Origin of the sequence: Salmonella sp. SSDFZ69 (assembly GCF_004010755.1) — a bacterium.
Classification (GTDB): domain Bacteria; phylum Pseudomonadota; class Gammaproteobacteria; order Enterobacterales; family Enterobacteriaceae; genus Salmonella; species Salmonella enterica.
Window position 1 is genome coordinate 3099688 of sequence record NZ_CP034831.1, and the last position, 15439, is coordinate 3115126.

Consider the following 15439-nt stretch of genomic DNA (forward strand, 5'->3'; position numbering starts at 1 on the left):
ATCGAACGCCATAATGAACATCCACAGCCGTAATATAATAGCTTCAATCGTCGGGCTCTCAGGCAATAACGTGTATATTACGCGCATTGAACGCGGCGCGTAACCTGCGAGCGAATGCAAGCGCATACTCGCCGTCGCCATGAATGCACACCGTTTGCGCCGTGACAGTCGTCCACACGCCAGTAACGCTTTTCACTCTCCCGGCTTGTACCATATCCAGCGTTTGCGCCAGCGCCTGCTCTTCGTCGTGAATCAGCGCGCCAGGTTGCATGCGCGGCACCAGGCTACCGTCGGCCTGATATCCGCGATCGGCAAACACCTCCTGCCGCGTCACCAGGCGATGGCGCTCACCGGCCCGGATCAGCTCACTTCCCGCCAGTCCAACCAGTATCAGTGACGGATCATAGTCGTGTACCGCTTTCGCAATCGCCTGTGCCAGATGAGGATCTTTCGCCGCCTGGTTATAGAGCATACCGTGCGGTTTGACATGGCGCATCACGCCGCCTTGCGCCTGGACAATCGCCCCCAGCGCGCCGATTTGGTACAGCGTCTGGGCGTATACCGTTTCCGGCGGCAAAACCATCGCCGTCCGCCCAAAATTATCCCGATCCGGAAAGCTGGGATGCGCGCCGATCGCCACGCCGTTTTTCAGCGCCTCGCGCACGCAGGTCAGCATGGTTTGCGCATCTCCGGCGTGAAAACCACAGGCGATATTGGCGGAGGAGACCAGCGTTAATAATTCGCTGTCGCTGGCGCAACCTTCGCCCACATCCGCATTTAAATCAATGTTCATGCTGAAGCCGCCAGGTAAGCTGTTCCAGATAGCGCTGACGCTCATGGCGCGCGTTGAGCGCCTCTTCCAGCGAACATTGCACAAAATGGATCGGTTGTCCTAGCGGGATCTGCGCCAGATGGTACATATCTGCCTCGATGATGCAGGCAATGCGCGGATAGCCGCCAGTTGTCTGGGCATCATTCATTAGCACAATAGGTTGGCCGTTGTAAGGCACCTGCACGACACCGGGCAGCAAACCGTGCGACAGCAGTTCGCGATCCGTTGTCCGCGTTAACGATTGTCCCTGCAAACGATAGCCCATGCGATTACTTTGCGGACTGAGCTGCCATGGCGAACGCCAGAACGCTTCTTGCGAGGCGCGATCGAATTCACGGTATTCCGGCCCCGGCAGCGCACGGATGCGATTCCCCCACAGTAACTGCTTCACGCCCTGCGGCCCGCTAAACTGTCGCGATGGTTTACCCGTCGCCAACCGATCGCCATCTTTTAGCAGCCGTCCTTCCAGCCCACCGATACCGGACTTCAGATCGGTACTACACGATCCCATCACCTCCGGCACAGCAATACCGCCAGCCACCGCCAGATAGCTACGCATCCCGTGAAGCGGTCGATGCAGCGTAAGACGTTGACCCGCTTTTACCGGCAATCGCCAGCCTGTCCAGACCGGTTGATCATCCAACTGCGCCTCGCAGCCTGCGCCGGTAAGAGCGAACCAGGTCTCATTTTCAAATTCGACAACCAGTTGACCGAGAGTAATTTCCAGCGCCGGGGCATTCGCATCGTTCCCGACCAGGAGATTAGCGGTCTGAAAGGCGGGTTTATCCAGCGCACCGCAGTGACTCAGCCCCGACTGACGAAAGCCGTGACGCCCGCTATCCTGCACGGAGGTATAAATCCCCGCGCGAATAATATTCAGCATATTCCCTCCTTTTGCGGCACAAAGCGTACGCTATCGCCAGGGCGTAGCAGAACCGGAGGCTCCCGCATCGGATCGAATAACTTCAACGGCGTGAGGCCGATCAGCTGCCAGCCGCCCGGCGTGGATAATGGATAAATACCCGTCTGCGCGCCGCCGATGCCGACAGAACCGGCCGGAACCTGCAGGCGCGGCTCCGCACGTCTGGGCATATGGAGCGGTTCTGGTAAATTCCCAAGATAGGGAAAGCCAGGCTGAAAGCCTAAAAACCAGACGACATACTCAACGGAGGCATGTAGCTCCACGACCTGCTTTTCACTCAAACCGCTGTGCCGTGCCACCGCCGCCAGATCCGGCCCGCCTGCGCCGCCATAGATCACCGGGATCTCAACCGAACGCGAGTCCGGCTCCAGCGCCTCGCTCTCTTCCCACCAGCGCTGCAGACGCTCAATCGCATCCAGCGCCAGGGTTTGCGGTTCCCGCAAGATCACGGTGATATTGTTCATCCCGGGAATAGCTTCCACCACGTTCGGCATATCGACCAGACGCTGCGTCAGACGCCAGATGCGTTTCTGGCTCGCCAGCGTAATCGGCGGTTCAAGTTCCAGGACGACCGCCGTTTCGCCTAACAGATAACAACGCGCTCGCTGCACTTTATTACCTCTCAGTTATGCCGGGTTAGGGATATCAATAAACGTCACATCCAACGCCGTGTTTTCGTTCAACCATTCGCTCAGGGCGCGAATACCGCCGCGTTCAGTGGCATGGTGCCCGGCGGCATAAAAATGCAGCCCCTGTTCGCGCGCGGAATGAATGGTCTGTTCAGACACCTCGCCGGTAATGAAAGCATCCACGCCGAAGCGGGCGGCGCTATCAATAAAACTTTGCCCGCCGCCGGTACACCAGGCGACACGCTGCACATTCTCTGGCCCGGTATCGCCGCACCATAGCGGTTTACGCCCCAGACGCGCTTCAATCCATGAGGCCAGTTCCAGCCCTGGCACCGGCATTGAGAGCTCTCCCCACGGCACCAGCGGCTCAATTTCTCCTTTCACGGTAATGCCCAATAGCGCCGCCAACTGCGCATTGTTGCCCAGCTCAGGGTGCGCATCCAGCGGCAGATGCCAACCGTAAAGGTTAATATCATTTGCCAGTAACGTTTTTAAGCGACGGCGTTTCATGCCGCGAATAACCGGAGACTCGCCTTTCCAGAAGTAACCATGATGAACAATGACCGCATCGGCCTGCAAACGCACCGCCTCATCGAGCAGCGCCTGACTTGCGGTCACGCCGGTAACGATTTTCTGTACCGTCTCTTTTCCTTCGACCTGTAAACCATTCGGCGCATAATCGCTTATTGCCGCACTGTTCAGCTTGTCGTTAATCAGTTGTTCCAGCTCGGTGTTTTTCATCATCGCTCCCTTTAACCCACGTTCTACTTTCCCGTTACGGGTTCAGTCTCCGTTAACATAGCCTCCCGCTGGCCGTTCGTCGATAAACATTTGTTTGACACATCAAGAAACAATCACCCCCGGGTTTGGCGCAAATTACTTAGCAAAACACGATCGGTTTCATGTATATTTATGCAATCAGAACGCATATTGCAGAAAAAATCAGTTCTGTATCATGTTGGTAACTTTAAGGAAACACGGCGATACGGCAGGCTTAATAAGCCCACAAAGAAAGGCATTATCTGAGAATGCCGCTTTCTTGCCGCAGCGTCTCTATCCCGGAAATACGATGAATAAACAAGCATCTCAACCCCGCGCTATTTACTACGTTGTCGCCCTGCAAATTTGGGAGTACTTCAGCTTTTATGGTATGCGCGCCCTACTGATTCTTTATCTCACCAATCAGCTAAAATACGACGATAACCACGCCTATGAGTTATTCAGCGCTTATTGTTCGCTGGTCTACGTAACGCCTATTCTTGGCGGCTATCTGGCGGATAAGGTACTTGGCAACCGAATGGCAGTCATGCTGGGCGCATTTTTAATGGCTATAGGTCATTTAGTGCTGGGCGCCAGTGAGATCGCGCCGACATTCCTTTATCTGTCGCTGGCGATCATTGTCTGCGGCTACGGCCTGTTTAAATCGAATATTAGCTGCCTGCTGGGCGAACTGTACCAGCCGGAAGATCCGCGCCGCGACGGCGGGTTCTCGCTGCTTTACGCAGCGGGCAATATTGGTTCGATCGTGGCGCCTATCGCCTGCGGCTATGTGCAAGAGGAGTACAGTTGGGCGATGGGCTTTGCGCTCGCCGCCATTGGTATGCTGGCGGGGCTGGTGATCTTCCTGTGTGGAAATCGTCATTTCACCCACACCACCGGCGTGAATAAAGCCGTGTTGTGCGCCAGAAACTACCTGCTGCCGAACTGGGGCTGGCTGTTAATTCTGCTGGTAGCGGCGCCGTTGCTGATTACCGTTCTGTTCTGGAAAGAATGGTCTGTCTATGCCTTAATCGTGGCGACCGCGATCGGCCTGGTCGTGCTGGCAAAAATTTATCGCCAGGCGCAAACGGCCAAACAGCGCAAAGAACTGGGGCTGATTGTCACCCTGACCCTGTTCAGTATGCTGTTCTGGGCGTTTGCCCAGCAGGGCGGCAGTTCTATCAGCCTGTATATCGACCGCTTTGTGAACCGCGATATTCTGGGCTATTCCGTTCCTACCGCCATGTTCCAGTCGGTGAACGCCTTTGCCGTGATGCTGTGTGGGGTCGTCCTGGCCTGGCTGGTTAAAGAGAGCGTAAGCGGTAATCGCACCGTGCGTATCTGGGGCAAATTCGCGCTGGGTCTCGGTCTGATGAGCGCCGGATTCTGTATTTTGACCCTGAGCGCACGCTGGTCCGCCGCTTACGGACACTCTTCAATGCCGCTAATGGTGCTGGGACTGGCGGTGATGGGCTTTGCCGAGCTGTTTATCGACCCGGTCGCCATGTCGCAAATTACGCGCATTGATATCCCCGGCGTCACCGGCGTATTAACCGGAATTTATATGCTGCTGTCCGGCGCGATAGCTAACTATCTGGCAGGCGTCATCGCTGACCAGACCTCGCAAAGCGCCTTCGACGCCAGCGGCGCGGTTAATTACGCCATCAACGCCTATGTGGATGTTTTTGAACAGATCACCTGGGGCGCGTTAGCCTGCGTAGGGGTTGTCCTGCTGATTTGGCTGTATCAGTCCTTCAAATTCAAAAGCCGCGCGCTGGCCGTCGAATCCTGATAGCAGAAGGCCCGGTAGTTTGCGCTATCGGGCCTGTATCACGCCCCTTTTCTCGCCGCCTCATAGGCGGAAAGCGTCGCGATTCTCGCCTGTTTGTGCTCCACAATAGGCCGAGGATAATCAAGCATGACTCCCGCTTTTTCCGCCCACCGCCACGGCTCGTGAATCGCTTTTCCAGGGATATCGCGTAATGCCGGTAGCCACTGGCGGATAAATTCGCCGTCGCGATCGAACCTCTCTCCCTGAGTCGTGGGATTAAAAATACGAAAATAAGGCGCGGCATCAGTACCGGTTGAAGCGGCCCACTGCCAGCCGCCATTATTGGCGGCAAGATCGCCGTCAATAAGCTGCGACATGAAATAGCGCTCCCCCAACCGCCAGTCAATCAGCAGATCTTTTACCAGAAAGCTGGCGGTAATCATGCGTAAACGGTTATGCATCCAGCCCGTCGCGTTAAGCTGGCGCATCGCCGCATCGACAATGGGATAACCGGTTTCGCCTTTCTGCCATGCCTGAAAATAGTGCGGGTTCTCCTGCCACGCGACGCGTTTTGTCCAGCGGATAAACGGCTGGTGTTTGCATAATGCCGGATACCAGGTCATTAAATGACGGTAAAATTCCCGCCAGATGAGTTCATTCAACCAGACGCTTCCCGGTCCGCCGTCCAGCGCCTGCGGCTGCTCCGCCAGTAATCGGTGCAGGCACTGTCGCGGCGACAGGCCGCCCGTCGCCAGGCTGGCGGAAAGCCGACTGGTGCCTTCAACCGCAGGGAAATCCCGCTGTGACTCATACCCGTCTGCGCCCTGCGCGCAAAACTGACGTAGCTGCGCGATGACCGCGTTTTCTTCCACCGGGAAAAGCGCGGCGTCAAACGCCTGTTGCGGGTAGTTAAGCGAGACTGGCGTTAAGGGTGTAGAAAGCGCGCCGCTCACCCGGATCTTCGGGGCCGGAACGCATGGCGGAATATCCTCTTTTAGCCGTTTCAACCAGGCGTTTTTAAACGGCGTAAAAACTTTATACATTTCATGATTGCCGGTCATCACCGCGCCGGGCGCCAGAATCACGCTATCGTCAAAGCCTTCGCAGATGACAGAGGGCAGCGTTTTTTCCACCGCCGCATCACGCTGACGCTCGTTAAACTCATACTGATAGTTATAAAACAGATGGCTGACGTCATGCTGTCGGCAAACGTTTTTGACCGTTTCAATACTGGCGTTAAAATCCGCCACTTCATGAAACAGCAGCGGAATGCCTTTCTCTGCAAGGGCCGCCTGTAGCGCATTGAGCTGCGCGCTGATGAATGCCGCCTGCCGCGGCGCCATATCATGGGCCTGCCACTGCGCGGGGGTGGAAATATAAAGCGCCAGCACCCGCGCGGATGTATCGCGGCAGGCGGCGGCCAGCGCAAGGTTATCCTGTAAACGCAGATCGCGCCTGAACCAGACTAAATGGGTGGGCATACAACTCCTGAAAGATGAAACGTCACGGCGAATAGCGTTAAACAGTGTAGACCCTGGCGCATAAAAAAACCGCCAGCGTGGCGGCTGACGGTTTTTCAGGCTGGTCGCGATTAATAAAAGTCGCAGGTGGCTTTTTCAGCCTGCGCCATCCATACCGGTTTATCACTGGTTTTCGACCAGACACGGTGCAGATAACTATAAAAACGCGCGCGGTCTTTCCAGAAGAGCATCACCGGCAGCGCCAGCACGCCTGCGATCACCGCGAAAGCACGACGGACAAAAATGACATGCGCCGGATAGTCTTTATAGTGTTCCATACGTTTCCCCCCTTTATACCGACGCTACCCGCCCCGGTATAGATTGAATCGGTGAATAGCACCGAAAAATTGAACCTCGTTACCTGATTAAAATAGTACCGCTTTCGGTGTAATTTTACTACTCATCCGACCACTTATTTTCACGCTTTTCCAGCAGATTTACATTCAAAGCGTAAATTAGTTACAAAAAGGTTAAATTAATACTAATCATTAGTTAAATAATGGTCTTTGCCATTTTTATACTTTTTTTACACTCCGCCCGCCAATTTTTGCGAAATCTTTGCAGCCAAAAAATTACCTTGCTCAGGAGTAAAACAATGCCACTGGAGGTGCTCTGTGAGTGCAGGCGTGATAACCGGCATCGTGCTGGTTTTCTTACTTTTAGGTTATCTGATCTATGCCCTGATTAATGCGGAGGCGTTCTGATGGCCGCGCAAGGATTTTTACTGATCGCCAGTTTTTTACTGATTTTATTAGTACTGGCGAAACCGTTGGGTTCGGGCCTGGCAAGGCTCATCGCCGCCGTTCCGTTGCCGGGCGTGGCTGGCATTGAGCGTATCCTCTGGCGGACTCTTGGCATTACCGACCACGAAATGAACTGGCGTCAGTATTTACTGGCGCTACTGACGCTCAATCTGCTGGGACTGGGCATCCTGTTTTGCCTGCTATTCTGGCAGGAGTGGCTGCCCTTAAATCCGCAGCGGCTACCGGGGCTGTCCTGGGATCTGGCGTTGAATACCGCCGTCAGCTTCGTCACCAATACCAACTGGCAAGCTTACAGCGGCGAAAGCACGCTGAGCTACTTTAGCCAGATGGCGGGGCTGACGGTGCAAAATTTCCTGTCGGCGGCGACCGGGATTGCGGTGGTTTTTGCGCTTATCCGCGCCTTTACGCGCCAGAATGTGCACTCGCTGGGTAATGCCTGGCAGGATCTGGTACGCATTACGCTATGGATATTATTTCCTGTCGCGTTAATTATCGCGCTGTTTTTTATCCAACAAGGCGTACCGCAAAACCTGTCGGCTTATCAGCCCATCACCACTCTTGAAGGCGCTAAACAACTCTTGCCGATGGGTCCGGTTGCTTCGCAGGAGGCGATCAAAATGCTTGGCACCAACGGAGGCGGTTTCTTTAACGCCAACTCTTCGCATCCGTTCGAAAATCCCACCGCGCTCACTAATCTGGCGCAGATGCTGGCGATATTTTTGATTCCAGCCGCGCTCTGTTTCGCCTTTGGCGAAGCGGCGGGCGATCGCCGTCAGGGACGCGCGCTACTGTGGGCAATGTCATTCATTTTTGTGGTCTGCGTAGCGGTAGTGATGTGGGCGGAAGTTCAGGGAAATCCACATCTGTTGGCGGCAGGCGCGGACAGTAGCGTCAACATGGAGGGTAAAGAAACACGCTTTGGCGTGCTGGCCAGCAGCCTGTTTGCCGTCGTCACGACCGCGGCGTCCTGCGGGGCGGTAAATGCCATGCACGACTCGTTTACCGCTCTGGGCGGTATGGTGCCGATGTGGCTGATGCAAATTGGCGAAGTGGTCTTTGGCGGCGTCGGTTCAGGCCTGTATGGCATGTTGCTGTTTGTCCTGCTGGCGGTGTTCATCGCGGGGCTGATGATCGGTCGCACGCCGGAGTACTTGGGGAAAAAAATCGACGTGCGCGAAATGAAAATGACCGCGCTGGCGATTCTGGTCACGCCGATGCTGGTCTTGTTGGGTTCGGCGCTGGCGATGATGACGGATGCCGGACGCAGCGCAATGCTGAACCCTGGCCCGCACGGTTTTAGCGAAGTGCTATATGCCGTCTCCTCTGCCGCCAACAACAACGGTAGCGCCTTTGCGGGTCTGAGCGCTAACTCGCCTTTCTGGAACTGTTTGTTGGCGTTCTGCATGTTCGTCGGCCGTTTCGGCGTGATTATTCCTGTCATGGCCATCGCCGGATCGCTGGTCAGTAAAAAAGTACAGCCGGCCAGTCAGGGAACGCTGGCGACCCACGGCGCGCTATTTATTGGACTGCTCATCGGCACGGTACTGCTGGTCGGCGCGCTGACGTTTATTCCTGCCCTGGCGCTTGGCCCGGTAGCGGAACATTTCTCTTTACCTTGAGCGATGTGGAGTACATTGATATGAGTCGCAAGCAACTGGCGCTGTTTGAACCTGTTTTACTCGTACAGGCGCTAACGGATGCCGTAAAAAAATTAAGCCCACGCGCCCAGTGGCGTAACCCGGTGATGTTTGTGGTCTGGGCCGGCAGCGTGCTAACCACTCTGTTAACGCTCGTTATGGTAACAGGACAAATAGCGGGAAGCGCCTTGTTTACAGGGATTATCAGCCTGTGGTTATGGTTCACCGTACTGTTCGCCAATTTTGCCGAAGCGCTGGCGGAAGGCCGCAGCAAAGCCCAGGCAAACAGTCTGAAAGGAGTGAAAAAGACCGCGTTCGCTCGCCGCCTGCGCGCCCCGCGCCATGATGCGCAGGCCGATAACGTGCCCGCCGCTGAACTGCGGAAAGGCGACATTGTCCTGGTCAAAGCGGGCGATATTATTCCCTGCGACGGCGAGGTCATCGAAGGCGGCGCCTCGGTGGATGAAAGTGCGATTACCGGCGAATCCGCGCCCGTGATCCGCGAGTCCGGCGGCGATTTCGCCTCTGTCACCGGCGGCACGCGAATTCTTTCCGACTGGCTGGTGATTGCCTGTAGCGTCAATCCTGGCGAAACCTTTCTTGACCGGATGATCGCGATGGTGGAAGGCGCACAGCGGCGGAAAACGCCTAACGAGATTGCCCTGACGATTTTGCTCATCGCCCTGACCATTGTCTTTTTACTGGCGACCGCCACCCTGTGGCCCTTCTCCGCCTGGGGCGGTAACGCGGTCAGCGTCACCGTGTTGGTGGCGTTGCTGGTGTGCCTGATCCCCACCACCATCGGCGGGCTACTCTCCGCCATTGGCGTAGCCGGAATGAGCCGAATGTTGGGCGCGAACGTCATCGCCACCAGCGGCCGCGCCGTAGAAGCCGCGGGCGATGTCGACGTGCTGCTGCTGGATAAAACCGGCACTATCACGCTCGGCAACCGCCAGGCGTCCGATTTTATACCCGCCCGAGGGGTGGACGAACGCACGCTGGCTGACGCCGCGCAGCTCGCTTCGCTGGCCGACGAAACGCCGGAAGGCCGCAGCATTGTGATCCTCGCCAAACAGCGCTTTAACCTGCGTGAACGCGATGTGCAGTCGCTTCATGCCACCTTTGTTCCGTTTACCGCGCAAAGCCGCATGAGCGGGATTAATATCGATAACCGGATGATCCGTAAAGGCTCGGTGGACGCGATTCGGCGTCATGTCGAGAGCAATGGCGGCCATTTTCCCGCCGATGTCGAGCAAAACGTCGAGAACGTGGCGCGTCTGGGCGCGACGCCGCTGGTGGTCGTGGAAGGCGCGCGCGTACTGGGTGTTATCGCCCTCAAGGATATCGTTAAAGGCGGCATTAAAGAACGTTTCGCCCAGCTACGAAAGATGGGCATTAAAACGGTGATGATCACTGGCGATAACCGCCTGACGGCGGCAGCGATTGCCGCCGAAGCCGGTGTGGACGATTTTCTTGCCGAAGCCACGCCGGAAGCCAAGCTGGCGCTGATCCGTCAATATCAGGCGGAAGGACGGCTGGTCGCCATGACCGGCGACGGCACTAACGATGCCCCGGCGCTGGCGCAGGCTGACGTCGCGGTGGCGATGAACTCCGGCACCCAGGCGGCAAAAGAAGCCGGTAATATGGTGGATCTGGACTCTAACCCGACCAAGTTGATTGAAGTGGTGCATATCGGTAAGCAGATGCTGATGACGCGCGGCTCGCTCACCACCTTCAGTATCGCGAATGATGTAGCGAAATATTTCGCCATTATTCCCGCCGCGTTTGCCGCTACCTATCCGCAGCTAAACGCGCTCAACGTGATGGGGCTGCATTCGCCGAACTCCGCCATTCTGAGCGCGGTGATCTTTAACGCCCTGATTATTATTTTTCTGATCCCGCTGGCATTAAAAGGCGTGAGTTATAAGCCGCTTTCCGCATCGGCCATGCTGCGCCGTAATTTATGGATCTATGGTCTGGGTGGTCTGGTGGTGCCGTTTATTGGCATCAAAGTGATTGATGTGCTGCTGACCCTGCTGGGTCTGGCATGAGGTGTATGATGATCGGTTTACGTCCTGCTTTTTCGACAATGTTATTTCTGCTGTTATTGACCGGCGGCGTGTATCCGCTTCTGACCACGGCGTTGGGGCAGTGGTGGTTTCCCTGGCAGGCTAATGGCTCGCTGATTCATAAAGACAATGTGATACGCGGCTCAGCGCTTATCGGACAATCGTTTACCGCCGCGGGTTATTTTCATGGCCGGCCCTCCGCCACCGCCGATACGCCTTATAATCCACTGGCGTCGGGCGGAAGCAACCTGGCCGCCAGCAATCCCGAACTGGATGCGCAAATACAGGCCCGCGTCGCCGCGCTACGCGCCGCTAACCCCCAGGCGAGTTCCGCGGTTCCGGTTGAGCTGGCGACGGCGTCGGCAAGCGGGCTGGATAATAATCTGACACCCGGCGCCGCGGCATGGCAAATCCCCCGCGTGGCGGCGGCTCGCCAGCTTCCCGTTGAACAGGTCGCGCAACTGGTTGCAGAATATACGCACAGGCCGCTGGCGCGCTTTCTTGGGCAACCGGTGGTGAATATTGTTGAGCTTAATCTGGCGCTGGATGCGCTACAGGGACACAGAGCGAAATGAACGACGAACCCTTGCGTCCTGATCCGGATCGCTTGTTGGAACAAACGCCCCCGCCCCACCGGGGGAAGTTGAAAATTTTCTTCGGCGCCTGCGCAGGCGTCGGAAAAACCTGGGCGATGCTGGCGCAAGCGCAGCGGCTGCGAGCGCAGGGACTGGATGTGGTGATCGGCGTGGTAGAGACGCATGGCCGTAAAGAGACCGCCGCGCTACTTGACGGGCTGACCATTCTGCCGCCAAAACGTCACTCGCACCGGGGGCGGCAAATCCGCGAATTTGACCTGGATGCCGCCCTCGCCCGGCGTCCGGCGCTGATTTTAATGGATGAGCTGGCGCACAGTAACGCGCCTGGCTCACGCCATCCTAAGCGCTGGCAGGATATTGAAGAGCTGCTGGAAGCGGGAATCGACGTTTTCACCACCGTGAACGTACAACATCTGGAAAGTCTGAACGATGTGGTGAGCGGCGTCACGGGGATTCAGGTGCGCGAAACCGTCCCCGATCCCTTTTTTGATGCCGCTGATGAAGTCGTACTGGTCGATCTGCCGCCCGACGATCTGCGCCAACGGCTCAACGAAGGTAAAGTGTATATCGCCGGTCAGGCGGAACGCGCTATTGAACATTTTTTCCGCAAGGGCAATCTGATCGCCCTCCGCGAGCTGGCGCTACGCCGGACAGCCGATCGCGTGGACGATCAGATGCGCGCCTGGCGCGCGCATCCGGGCGAAGAAAAAGTATGGCATACCCGCGATGCGATTTTACTGTGTATCGGGCATAACACCGGCAGCGAAAAACTGGTGCGTACCGCGGCGCGTCTGGCCTCCCGGCTCGGCAGCGTCTGGCACGCCGTCTATGTCGAAACGCCAACGTTACACCGCTTACCGGAAAAACAACGGCGGGCTATTTTAAGCGCGCTGCGCCTGGCGCAGGAGCTTGGCGCGGAAACCGCCACCCTGTCCGATCCCGCCGAAGAGAAAGCGGTCGTGCGCTATGCCCGCGAGCATAATCTGGGGAAAATCGTCATGGGCCGCCCGGCGTCGCGACGCTGGTGGCGACGTGACGCTTTCGCCGACCGTCTTGCCAGGCGCGCGCCGGATCTCGATCAGGTGATCGTCGCGCTGGAAGAGCCGCCAGCCCGCGCATTGGCGCAAACGCCTGATAACCGACCTTTTAAAGAGAAATGGCGTGGGCAGATTCAGGGCTGTCTGGTCGCCGTGGCGCTTTGCGCCATCACCACGCTTATCGCTATGCAGTGGCTTGTCACCTTCGACGCCGCCAATCTGGTGATGCTCTATTTGCTGGGCGTAGTGGTGATTGCGCTGCTTTACGGACGCTGGCCGTCGGTGGTGGCGACGGTGATTAACGTGGCGAGTTTCGATCTCTTTTTTATCGCGCCACGCGGTACGCTCGCCGTTTCGGACGTGCAGTATTTGCTGACCTTTGCCGTGATGCTGACGGTTGGTCTGGTGATTGGCAATCTTACTGCCGGGGTGCGCTATCAGGCGCGCGTCGCCCGTTATCGGGAACAGCGTACCCGCCATTTATATGAAATGTCTAAAGCGCTGGCCGTCGGGCGTAGCGAACATGATATCGCCGCGACCAGCGAGCGGTTTATCGCCTCGACGTTTCAGGCGCGCAGCCAAATTTTATTACCTGATACTAACGGTAAGTTGCTGCCTCTCACCCACCAGCAAGGCATGACGCCGTGGGACGACGCAATTGCGCGCTGGAGTTTTGATAAAGGCCAGCCTGCCGGCGCAGGCACCGATACCCTCCCTGGCGTGCCTTATCAAATCCTGCCGCTGAAAAGCGCCGATAAAACGTACGGTCTGGCTATCGTCGAACCGGGTAATTTGCGTCAGTTAATGGTGCCGGAGCAGCAACGCCTGCTGGAAACATTCACTCTGCTTGTCGCCAACGCGCTGGAACGACTGACGCTGACCGCCAGCGAAGAACAGGCGCGTCTCGCCAGCGAGCGCGAAAGTATTCGCAACGCTCTGCTGGCGGCGCTGTCGCATGATTTACGCACGCCGCTGACGGTATTGTTCGGCCAGGCGGAAATTTTGACGCTGGATTTAGCCAGCGCAGGATCGCCCCACGCGCGTCAGGCCAGTGAAATCCGCCAGCATATTCTCAACACCACCCGGCTGGTGAATAATTTGCTGGATATGGCGCGTATTCAGTCCGGCGGGTTTAATCTTAAAAAAGAGTGGCTGACGCTGGAAGAGGTCGTCGGTAGCGCGTTACAGATGTTAGAGCCGGGTTTATTGCATCCGATTACATTGTCGCTGCCGCAACAGTTAACGCTTATCCATGTCGATGGCCCCTTATTTGAGCGTGTCCTGATCAACTTGCTGGAAAACGCCGTTAAGTACGCCGGGCCGCAGGCCAGTATCGGCATTGATGCTGCGGTTAAGGACGATCGTTTACAACTGGATGTCTGGGATAACGGGCCGGGTATTCCTGCGGGGCAAGAACAGAAGATTTTCGATAAGTTCGCCCGCGGCAACAAAGAGTCCGCCGTCCCCGGCGTGGGGCTGGGGCTGGCGATTTGCCATGCTATCGTAGAGGTACACGGCGGCACGCTTACCGCCTATAATCGACCGCAGGGCGGCGCCTGTTTCCGTGTGACGCTGCCGCAAGGAAAGCCACCTGAACTTGATGATTTTCATGAGGATATGTGACAAACGTTCTGATTGTTGAAGATGAACAGGCCATCCGCCGCTTTCTGCGCGCCGCGCTGGAAGGCGACGGCCTGCGCGTGTATGAAGCTGAAACATTACAACGTGGTTTACTGGAAGCCGCCACGCGAAAGCCCGATCTGATTATTCTCGATCTCGGCCTGCCGGACGGCGACGGAATCGATTTTATTCGCGACCTGCGTCAGTGGAGCGCAATACCGGTGATTGTCCTTTCCGCCCGCAGCGAAGAAAGCGATAAGATTGCCGCGCTTGACGCCGGAGCTGATGATTACCTGAGCAAGCCATTCGGCATTGGCGAGTTGCAGGCGCGTTTGCGTGTCGCGCTGCGACGGCACGCCGCCAGCCCTTGCGCCGATCCGATCGTCCGCTTTTCCGGCGTGACGGTCGATCTCGCCGCACGGTTGATCCACCGTGGCGACGAAGAAATCCATCTGACGCCGATTGAGTTCCGCCTGCTGGCGGTATTACTCAATAATGCCGGCAAGGTATTAACCCAACGGCAGTTATTAAACCAGGTCTGGGGCCCTAACGCCGTGGAGCATAGCCACTATTTGCGCATCTATATGGGACATTTACGCCAGAAACTGGAACAAGATCCCACCCGCCCACGCCATTTTATTACCGAAACCGGAATTGGCTATCGCTTTATGCCGTGAATAGCTATTCATTATTTTTAAATAACTTCTAATTTTTATGTCATTTATTTTCGGCGTCGCGAATAATTATTTTCGCGGCGATATTATATTTTATGGAGAATATAAAAAACATATAATTAACATTTAAGAAACAATCCGTTATTTCACAGCACGATATGCATAATCGCCGACTAATTATTTTTCAAATGATCGTTTTTTGTTGATCTGGTTCACAGATTGCTGGCGCTTCCTGGATAAAATATCCATGCTTTCAATAAATCAATGAAAGGACCTCAAAATGGAAAATAATAATCGTTTTATGCCCCATATAAGGCGGACAACGCATATTATGATGTTTGCCCACCGTAATAGTTTCGACTTTCATTTCTTTAATGCCCGGTAGTTTTTCTGCTACGGGTACTTCAGCATACAGGTCTTTCCGACCCTTATGTCATTCAGGTCTATTGCCTAAATAACTCGAATTGTTAAAAGCGACAGTACGGTAATTCCTTTACGCCCAGCCAACTAACTATGTGGTTTGACAGAAGAAATTCCGACTCAGCGCAATTTTAGTTATCGCGGTTTCTGCCTGTATATCGTAGTACTCAACTCCTTAAATCCTGAATT

General features: G+C 55.9%; 14 protein-coding genes. 8 read left to right on the forward strand and 6 right to left on the reverse strand.

The window, feature by feature from the left end; genetic code table 11:
• Positions 1–58: 58 nt before the first annotated feature.
• From pxpA to ybgI, 4 genes are read right to left on the reverse strand one after another with little or no spacing between them, the layout of a single operon-like run.
• Positions 59–793 (reverse strand): 5-oxoprolinase subunit PxpA, encoded by a 735-nt coding sequence (pxpA, locus tag EOS98_RS15540; protein ID WP_001017922.1) that lies wholly within the window; start codon positions 791–793, stop codon positions 59–61.
• Positions 783–1715: a 5-oxoprolinase subunit PxpC gene (gene pxpC, locus EOS98_RS15545; RefSeq protein ID WP_000932043.1), complete on the reverse strand. Its 933-nt coding sequence runs from the start codon at positions 1713–1715 to the stop codon at positions 783–785. Before pxpC ends, pxpA begins: the two co-directional genes overlap by 11 nt.
• On the reverse strand, positions 1709–2365 hold the full coding sequence (pxpB, locus tag EOS98_RS15550; RefSeq protein WP_001188371.1) for a 5-oxoprolinase subunit PxpB: 657 nt from the start codon (positions 2363–2365) through the stop codon (positions 1709–1711). Before pxpB ends, pxpC begins: the two co-directional genes overlap by 7 nt.
• A 15-nt stretch (positions 2366–2380) precedes the next feature.
• Positions 2381–3124 carry a radiation resistance protein YbgI gene (ybgI, locus tag EOS98_RS15555; RefSeq protein WP_000798844.1) on the reverse strand — a complete coding sequence of 248 codons (744 nt, stop codon included), beginning with the start codon at positions 3122–3124 and terminating at the stop codon, positions 2381–2383.
• A gap of 328 nt (positions 3125–3452) precedes the next feature.
• Here ybgI and EOS98_RS15565 point away from each other — a divergent pair, with 328 nt between their 5' ends.
• Positions 3453–4934 carry an MFS transporter gene (locus EOS98_RS15565; RefSeq protein ID WP_001041123.1) on the forward strand — a complete coding sequence of 494 codons (1482 nt, stop codon included), beginning with the start codon at positions 3453–3455 and terminating at the stop codon, positions 4932–4934.
• A gap of 38 nt (positions 4935–4972) precedes the next feature.
• Here EOS98_RS15565 and phrB read toward each other — a convergent pair whose 3' ends face one another.
• Entirely contained in the window at positions 4973–6394 is a 1422-nt protein-coding gene (phrB, locus tag EOS98_RS15570) for a deoxyribodipyrimidine photo-lyase (protein WP_126524188.1), read from the reverse strand.
• Positions 6395–6504: 110 nt separating this feature from the next.
• Positions 6505–6711 (reverse strand): YbfA family protein, encoded by a 207-nt coding sequence (locus tag EOS98_RS15575; RefSeq protein ID WP_000401437.1) that lies wholly within the window; start codon positions 6709–6711, stop codon positions 6505–6507.
• A gap of 336 nt (positions 6712–7047) precedes the next feature.
• Between EOS98_RS15575 and kdpF the strand changes: the two genes are divergently transcribed.
• The 7 genes from kdpF to speFL all read left to right on the forward strand — a co-directional run bounded on the left by kdpF (position 7048) and on the right by speFL (position 15215).
• A complete protein-coding gene (gene kdpF, locus EOS98_RS15580) occupies positions 7048–7137 on the forward strand; it encodes a K(+)-transporting ATPase subunit F (RefSeq protein WP_126524189.1) in 90 nt (29 codons plus the stop codon).
• Complete coding sequence (gene kdpA, locus EOS98_RS15585) at positions 7137–8816, forward strand: potassium-transporting ATPase subunit KdpA (protein WP_126524190.1); 1680 nt, start codon at positions 7137–7139, stop codon at positions 8814–8816. The genes kdpF and kdpA overlap by 1 nt, the downstream gene beginning before the upstream one ends.
• A gap of 20 nt (positions 8817–8836) precedes the next feature.
• On the forward strand, positions 8837–10885 hold the full coding sequence (kdpB, locus tag EOS98_RS15590) for a potassium-transporting ATPase subunit KdpB (protein WP_126524191.1): 2049 nt from the start codon (positions 8837–8839) through the stop codon (positions 10883–10885).
• Positions 10886–10893: 8 nt separating this feature from the next.
• Positions 10894–11478 carry a potassium-transporting ATPase subunit KdpC gene (kdpC, locus tag EOS98_RS15595; protein WP_000579804.1) on the forward strand — a complete coding sequence of 195 codons (585 nt, stop codon included), beginning with the start codon at positions 10894–10896 and terminating at the stop codon, positions 11476–11478.
• Positions 11475–14159 (forward strand): two-component system sensor histidine kinase KdpD, encoded by a 2685-nt coding sequence (kdpD, locus tag EOS98_RS15600; RefSeq protein WP_000997489.1) that lies wholly within the window; start codon positions 11475–11477, stop codon positions 14157–14159. The genes kdpC and kdpD overlap by 4 nt, the downstream gene beginning before the upstream one ends.
• Positions 14156–14833 (forward strand): two-component system response regulator KdpE, encoded by a 678-nt coding sequence (gene kdpE / locus EOS98_RS15605; protein WP_000186053.1) that lies wholly within the window; start codon positions 14156–14158, stop codon positions 14831–14833. The genes kdpD and kdpE overlap by 4 nt, the downstream gene beginning before the upstream one ends.
• Positions 14834–15110: 277 nt before the next feature.
• Positions 15111–15215 carry a leader peptide SpeFL gene (gene speFL / locus EOS98_RS15610; RefSeq protein WP_015632840.1) on the forward strand — a complete coding sequence of 35 codons (105 nt, stop codon included), beginning with the start codon at positions 15111–15113 and terminating at the stop codon, positions 15213–15215.
• The last annotated feature ends 224 nt before the right edge of the window (positions 15216–15439 follow it).

Coding starts and splice junctions, on each gene's coding strand:
- EOS98_RS15575 (WP_000401437.1), bottom strand. CDS start 6,711: ATGGAACACTATAAAGACTATCCGGCGCATGTCATTTTTGTCCGTCGT.
- kdpC (WP_000579804.1), top strand. CDS start 10,894: ATGATCGGTTTACGTCCTGCTTTTTCGACAATGTTATTTCTGCTGTTA.
- pxpC (WP_000932043.1), bottom strand. CDS start 1,715: ATGCTGAATATTATTCGCGCGGGGATTTATACCTCCGTGCAGGATAGC.
- kdpA (WP_126524190.1), top strand. CDS start 7,137: ATGGCCGCGCAAGGATTTTTACTGATCGCCAGTTTTTTACTGATTTTA.
- pxpA (WP_001017922.1), bottom strand. CDS start 793: ATGAACATTGATTTAAATGCGGATGTGGGCGAAGGTTGCGCCAGCGAC.
- ybgI (WP_000798844.1), bottom strand. CDS start 3,124: ATGAAAAACACCGAGCTGGAACAACTGATTAACGACAAGCTGAACAGT.
- speFL (WP_015632840.1), top strand. CDS start 15,111: ATGGAAAATAATAATCGTTTTATGCCCCATATAAGGCGGACAACGCAT.
- EOS98_RS15565 (WP_001041123.1), top strand. CDS start 3,453: ATGAATAAACAAGCATCTCAACCCCGCGCTATTTACTACGTTGTCGCC.
- kdpB (WP_126524191.1), top strand. CDS start 8,837: ATGAGTCGCAAGCAACTGGCGCTGTTTGAACCTGTTTTACTCGTACAG.
- phrB (WP_126524188.1), bottom strand. CDS start 6,394: ATGCCCACCCATTTAGTCTGGTTCAGGCGCGATCTGCGTTTACAGGAT.
- kdpD (WP_000997489.1), top strand. CDS start 11,475: ATGAACGACGAACCCTTGCGTCCTGATCCGGATCGCTTGTTGGAACAA.